Here is a 6,090-nt window from a genome sequence, read left to right on the forward strand (position 1 = left end):
GATGGGTCGTTAGCTCAGTTGGTAGAGCAGCGGACTTTTAATCCGTTGGTCCCGCGTTCGAGTCGCGGACGACCCACCAAATTCTAGAAAAACCTCTCAATTTGAGAGGTTTTTTTATGCCTATTATTCAGTACCTTTTTCAATCCAGCTTGATTCTTTCGAATGGCTTAGCTTAAGCAGAAAACAACACTACAGCTCCAAATGCCATGAAATTATTTGTGCTCAGCCTCAACCGGATCTTTCAGTAACACATAATCTTGTGAAGGCACAAAAAGTGGAGGATTAAGCACAGCAGGTGAATTTTCAGCGACAGACAGAATCTTTTCCACATTCATTACCAACCGCTGGTTACTCTCAATCCGATAAAAAATCGGATAACTATCTTTCGGATAAACCACCACTTCATTCAGTTCACGGTTGACGGTCCAAGTGGCTGCACGATTATAGCGGCTACTCTGCTGTGAGGTATTTTCCGCATACACCTTGCCGTAATGCACAATCATGCGATGTGCCGTACCATCCGGGAGTAAATTAAGAATGTATTCTGAATTCCCGTGCTCACAGTCAGTCAGACTGTCTTCACAAGACATTTTAGTATGATAACGTCCAATAAACTGCTGTTCATATTCGCTGAGCCGTATGGCACCGCTATCATTTGAGATCCGTTGTCGTGGCAAATTGGCCTGACCGGCAACATCTGACAGTTTGCGCCCTTCAGATGAAGGAGTGGCTTGCGGGGTTTTCTCTTCATCAGAATGAATAGCTTCACTAGACATCAACTGTTCATGGGGTGGTTGCCCGGTATCACAGGCGATCAGCGCCAGGCTCAACCCAAGACTACAGCCTAGCGTCAATACACTTCGCTTTATACGCATCATACCACCATCCTTATCACGCCGGACGCTACCCGTACCACACCTGAACCGCTATTCGACTTCAGGTCAACTCTTGTTGCTATTCTAGTTTTTTATAAGCTTTGCTTCCGTTTGCTTTTGTATTCATTGCTCAGAGATATGAAATAAATCGCCTACAAAGTGTGTATTCAACCACCCGCTTATTTTAAGCAATGATTGGATTACATAAATTAACGGTTCCTTGCCCCGACTCCCCTTTAAAAAATAGCTGCAGCGCCCAATAAAAGATTAAGACAGTGGATTTTTTTCTTTAGGAGAACGCAATGGCTACTTCCGGTTTGTATCGCTCAAATCGTCAATCCATGATTGCCGGAGTGATGGGAGGCATTGCGGAACGCTTTGGTTGGAATGCCAATTTACTGCGGATGATCTTCGTGTTGGTTTCTGTTATGAGTGCGGCGTTTCCGGGCATTTTGGTGTATTTGGTGTTATGGCTATTAATCCCTAAACAAGCAAATACGTTTAGTTTTTCTGAGCAAGCAGAACCGCCGGTGATCCGTACCATCAAGGATGACCGCGAAATCCAACGTCGCTAACACAATATACTTTTTGGTCGCTACGGCTGTTTCCCTAATGCAGCCGTAGCTTTTTTTTTACATATTGCGCTGCTGATGAAGCGCTTGTTGTAATGCTGCGATCATATCGGCACGGCTCACAATACCCACCAAATGCTGCTGTTCCACCACGGCAATATAATTAAATGATCTTTCGACAAAATAAGGCACCAGATCATCAATCGACTGTTGAGGCTGAACAGTTACGACTTGCCGGTTCATAATTTGTTGCACTTCATGTTCCCACGATGCCCGCGGATCTGCTGCCCGCTTGAACCACTCGACGATTTCGTACAATGCCAACGTACCGACCAGCTGATTCTCTGTATTCACCACCGGCAAACTCATCAGATTAACCTGTTTAAATTTATCCAGTGCCAGATGGATATCATCCTGTGCATGTAGCCGGATCACGTCTTTACTCATAATGTCCTGACAGGTAAATTCACTCACAGCACGAGCATTGGCCTGTTCCTGAGCCTGCAAGATGATGTTTTGTAAATCGTATTCGCTAATGTCGAGCAGTTGGGTTTGATGTTCCAATACATTCTGGATGTCTTGTGGCTGGATGGTAACTTTCTGGGTCGGTGTAGGATCGGCAGAACGCGGATTGAGTTGCCCGGGATGCGGATAATGTTTGCCACGTAAACGGTTAAAACCGATAGCAAATAATAATAACAATACGGAATTGAGCAATACGGGATAAAAAACAAAGTGATATCCCAAGGCATGTACCGCATCGCCACCTAAAACGGCGGTAATTGCGACAGCACCACTCGGTGGATGCAAAGAATCCGTACTGAGCATTAAAAAAATCGCAACGCCAACTGCCACACTAAATGCAGCGGTCAGATCCGGCAACCATAAGGCACAGCTGACACCGAGGATTCCCGCCAAGGTATTGCCGACCAGCACATTCCAAGGCTGTGCCAGTGGACTGCTCGGTACAGCAAACAGTAGAACCGAAGAGGCACCCATCGGGGCGATATACCAGACATTCAGACCATCCAGTGCATACCAGCTGATCAGGGACGAAATCGCCAATCCCAGTAAAGCACCCAGCGCACAGAGCAACCGCTCCCGAAGCGGCAAGATTTTAAAATCCGGCTTAAGCCGATGTAACCACTCCCAGTCTGCTGTACGCATGCTGATGTTGTCCCGTTATGCTGACCTCAATTTATGGTTCAGTATAAAGCGATGGCTTTATAAGGTGTATTTATTTTACATCTTTAAAATATTAGCTTTGCTGTTATAGCTGGCAATAAAAAAGAGCTGTCCAGATGAGAAGAAAATACCCTCGTAAATGCTCCTATCCATGCAGGAAAACTTTGTCATTGCCCGGCAAATTCCCTATACTTAGCAGCAATTTTTTCTCATTTTTAATGGATGCACCATGAGTCGCGCCATATCTCATATTGATACATTTCAAGGCTTAATTCTTGCCTTACAAAATTACTGGGCCGAACAAGGCTGCGTCGTTTTACAACCTTACGACATGGAAATGGGCGCAGGGACGTTCCACACAGCAACTTTCTTGCGCGCATTGGGACCTGAAACCTGGAATGCCGCTTATGTTCAGCCTTCACGCCGTCCAAAAGATGGCCGTTATGGCGAGAACCCAAACCGTCTACAACATTATTACCAGTTCCAGGTCGTGCTCAAGCCAAACCCGGACAATATCCAGCAGCTTTATCTAGATTCATTAAAAGCCATCGGCATTGATACCCTCACCCATGACATCCGTTTCGTGGAAGACAACTGGGAATCCCCAACGCTAGGTGCATGGGGTCTTGGCTGGGAAGTCTGGCTCAATGGTATGGAAGTAACTCAGTTCACCTACTTCCAGCAAGTCGGTGGTGTGGAATGTTATCCAGTCACCGGCGAGATCACTTACGGTTTGGAACGTCTGGCCATGTACCTGCAAGGCGTTGATTCCGTATATGACTTAGTATGGACTAAAGGCCAGTTTGGTACCGTGACCTATGGCGATGTGTTCCATCAAAATGAAGTGGAACAATCGACCTATAACTTCGAATATGCACCAGTCGATAAGCTGTTTGAACTGTTCGATTTCTACGAAACTGAAGCCAACCGTTTGATGGAAGCGAAACTTCCACTACCGGCTTATGAGCAAGTGATCAAAGCCTCGCACAGCTTTAACCTGCTCGATGCACGTGGTGCGATTTCTGTGACTGAACGTCAGCGCTATATCTTGCGTGTACGTACTCTGGCGCGTGCCATTGCACAAAGCTATGTACAAGCGCGTGCTGAGCTCGGTTTCCCAATGGCAGAACCCCATTTGCGTAATGAAGTCCTGGCTCAACTCAAAGCACAAGCCGAAAGCGAAGCAGCCCAAGCAGAAAAAGCAGTGGAGAGCAAATAATGTCGAAACATACTGTTTTATTCGAACTTGGCTGTGAAGAACTGCCTCCAAAAAGCCTGAAAACCTTACGTGATGCGTTAAAAGCGGAAACAGAAAAAGGCTTAAAAGATGCTGGCTTAAACTTCGCGACAATTGAAGCCTATGCAGCACCCCGCCGCTTGGCCCTGAAAATTGTCGATGTCGATGCTGCACAAGCTGACACGCAAAAACGCTTCGACGGCCCTGCCGTACAAGCCGCTTATGATGCCGAAGGCAAACCGACCAAAGCACTTGAAGGCTTTATGCGTGGTCAAGGCATTACAGTCGATCAGGTGTCTACTTTCCAGGCAGGTAAAGTCGAGAAAGTCTGCTATCTGAAAGATGTGAAAGGCCAAAGCCTCGATCAATTGCTACCGCAAATCTTGCAAAACGCATTGGATAACCTGCCGATCGCCAAACGCATGCGTTCAGCCGCCAGCCGTACAGAGTTTGTACGTCCGGTGAAATGGGTCGTGTTGCTCAAAGATGACCAAGTCGTTGATGCAACGATTCAGGACCACAAAGCCGGAAATGTGACTTATGGTCACCGTTTCCATGCGCCAGAAGCCATTACTTTGGCTAATGCCGATGCTTATCTGGATGCCCTGCGCAAAGCCTATGTGATTGCCAATTTTGAAGAACGTCAGGCGATCATTGATGGTCAAGTCAAAGCACTTGCAGATGAAGTAAATGCCACGGCGATTGTGCCAAATGACCTGCGTGATGAAGTGACCAGCCTGGTTGAATGGCCTGTCGCATTACGCGCAAGCTTTGAGGAACGATTCCTGGCTGTGCCACAAGAAGCACTGATTACCAGCATGCAGGACAACCAGAAGTATTTCTGTCTGGTGAATGCAGAAGGCAAATTACAGCCTTACTTCATTACCGTATCCAATATCGAATCGAAAGATCCGCAGCAGATCATCGAAGGTAACGAGAAAGTGGTTCGTCCACGTCTATCGGATGCCGAGTTCTTCTTCCTGCAAGACCAGAAAAAACCATTGGCTTCGCGTTCAGAAAAATTGGCCAACATGGTCTTCCAGGCAGAGCTAGGTACGCTTTGGAACAAGTCTGAACGTATTGCCAAACTAGCTGTGGCTTTAGCACCAATTACGGGTGCAAAAGTTGAAGATGCTGAAAAAGCTGCGCTGTTGGCCAAGTGTGACTTGACCTCTGAACTGGTGGGTGAATTCCCTGAATTGCAAGGCATCGCGGGCACCTATTACGCACGTCTTGAAGGCGAAAATGATGAAGTGGCTGAAGCCTTGGGCGAACAGTACTTGCCAAAATTCGCCGGTGATGTCTTACCAAAGACCAAAACTGGTACAACGATTGCGCTTGCCGACCGTCTCGATACCTTAACCGGTATTTTCGGTATTGGTCAGGCACCAACCGGTTCGAAAGACCCGTTTGCGTTACGTCGTTCTGCAATTGGTATTTTGCGTTTGGTCACTGAAAACAATCTGGATGTCTCGATTGAAGCACTCATCAAACTGGCGCTTGCGGCGTATGGCGATGTACTGAAAGATCACGACAAGACTTTAGCGGATGCAGTGGCATTCCTTGAAGGTCGTTACCGTGCCAAGTATGAAGACCAGGGCGTTGCAGTAGATGTGATTCAGGCCGTTCAAGCCTTGTCACCAAAATCGCCACTGGATTTTGACAAACGTGTGAATGCGGTGAATCACTTCCGCAACTTGCCAGAAGCGGCTGCATTGGCTGCTGCCAACAAACGTGTAGCGAATATTCTAGCGAAAGAAGCCACACCTGAAGGTGCGGTGGTTGAAGCCAATCTGGTGGAAGAGGCTGAAAAAGCATTATTTGCTGAACTTGCGAAAATCACACCTGTGGTTGAGCCATTATTGGCAGCCAAAGACTATACCGAAGCACTTTCTAAATTGGCTGCCCTGCGTGCACCAATTGATGCTTTCTTTGATGGCGTGATGGTGATGGCAGAGGATGCTGAACTGAAAGCCAACCGTCTGCGTTTATTGGCACAGCTCCGTGGCTTGTTTACTAGCGTTGCGGATATTTCAGTGTTGCAGCACTAAGACGAATAATTGAAATACAAACCCGCTTTAGCGCGGGTTTTTTATTTAAAAACAAACAAATACGTTTATTAAAAATTATATTTATAGTATAAATGTAAGCGTCCGCTGAACACACCTTATGAATTCATCCTATAAGCCTTAATTTAGTCCCCACTTAAAAACAAGTGGGG

General features: G+C 46.7%; 4 protein-coding genes, 1 tRNA gene and 1 pseudogene. 4 read left to right on the forward strand and 2 right to left on the reverse strand.

Annotation, left to right across the window (positions count from 1 at the left end; genetic code table 11):
• Positions 1-3: 3 nt before the first annotated feature.
• Positions 4-79 (forward strand) — tRNA-Lys (locus PAE54_RS09080).
• Between the two features lie 133 nt (positions 80-212).
• Here the strand turns inward: PAE54_RS09080 and PAE54_RS09085 are convergent.
• Entirely contained in the window at positions 213-878 is a 666-nt protein-coding gene (locus PAE54_RS09085; protein ID WP_326519192.1) for a hypothetical protein, read from the reverse strand.
• A gap of 299 nt (positions 879-1,177) precedes the next feature.
• Here PAE54_RS09085 and PAE54_RS09090 point away from each other — a divergent pair.
• Positions 1,178-1,370: pseudogene (locus PAE54_RS09090) on the forward strand (PspC domain-containing protein); the annotation flags it as partial.
• A 137-nt stretch (positions 1,371-1,507) separates the two neighbouring features.
• Here the strand turns inward: PAE54_RS09090 and PAE54_RS09095 are convergent.
• A complete protein-coding gene (locus tag PAE54_RS09095; protein WP_326519194.1) occupies positions 1,508-2,614 on the reverse strand; it encodes an HPP family protein in 1,107 nt (368 codons plus the stop codon).
• Between the two features lie 247 nt (positions 2,615-2,861).
• On the opposite strand from PAE54_RS09095, the gene glyQ reads away from it, so the two are divergent.
• Together glyQ and glyS are read left to right on the forward strand one after the other, a co-directional pair.
• Entirely contained in the window at positions 2,862-3,851 is a 990-nt protein-coding gene (glyQ, locus tag PAE54_RS09100) for a glycine--tRNA ligase subunit alpha (protein ID WP_326519195.1), read from the forward strand.
• Positions 3,851-5,920: a glycine--tRNA ligase subunit beta gene (gene glyS / locus PAE54_RS09105; protein WP_326519196.1), complete on the forward strand. Its 2,070-nt coding sequence runs from the start codon at positions 3,851-3,853 to the stop codon at positions 5,918-5,920. Before glyQ ends, glyS begins: the two co-directional genes overlap by 1 nt.
• The last annotated feature ends 170 nt before the right edge of the window (positions 5,921-6,090 follow it).

This window comes from Acinetobacter minutum (genome assembly GCF_035916735.1).
GTDB lineage: Bacteria > Pseudomonadota > Gammaproteobacteria > Pseudomonadales > Moraxellaceae > Acinetobacter.

What these genes read in the sequence shown, in the direction of transcription:
- PAE54_RS09085 (WP_326519192.1), bottom strand. Translation starts at nt 878, where the DNA reads ATGATGCGTATAAAGCGAAGTGTATTGACGCTAGGCTGTAGTCTTGGG.
- PAE54_RS09095 (WP_326519194.1), bottom strand. Translation starts at nt 2,614, where the DNA reads ATGCGTACAGCAGACTGGGAGTGGTTACATCGGCTTAAGCCGGATTTT.
- glyQ (WP_326519195.1), top strand. Translation starts at nt 2,862, where the DNA reads ATGAGTCGCGCCATATCTCATATTGATACATTTCAAGGCTTAATTCTT.
- glyS (WP_326519196.1), top strand. Translation starts at nt 3,851, where the DNA reads ATGTCGAAACATACTGTTTTATTCGAACTTGGCTGTGAAGAACTGCCT.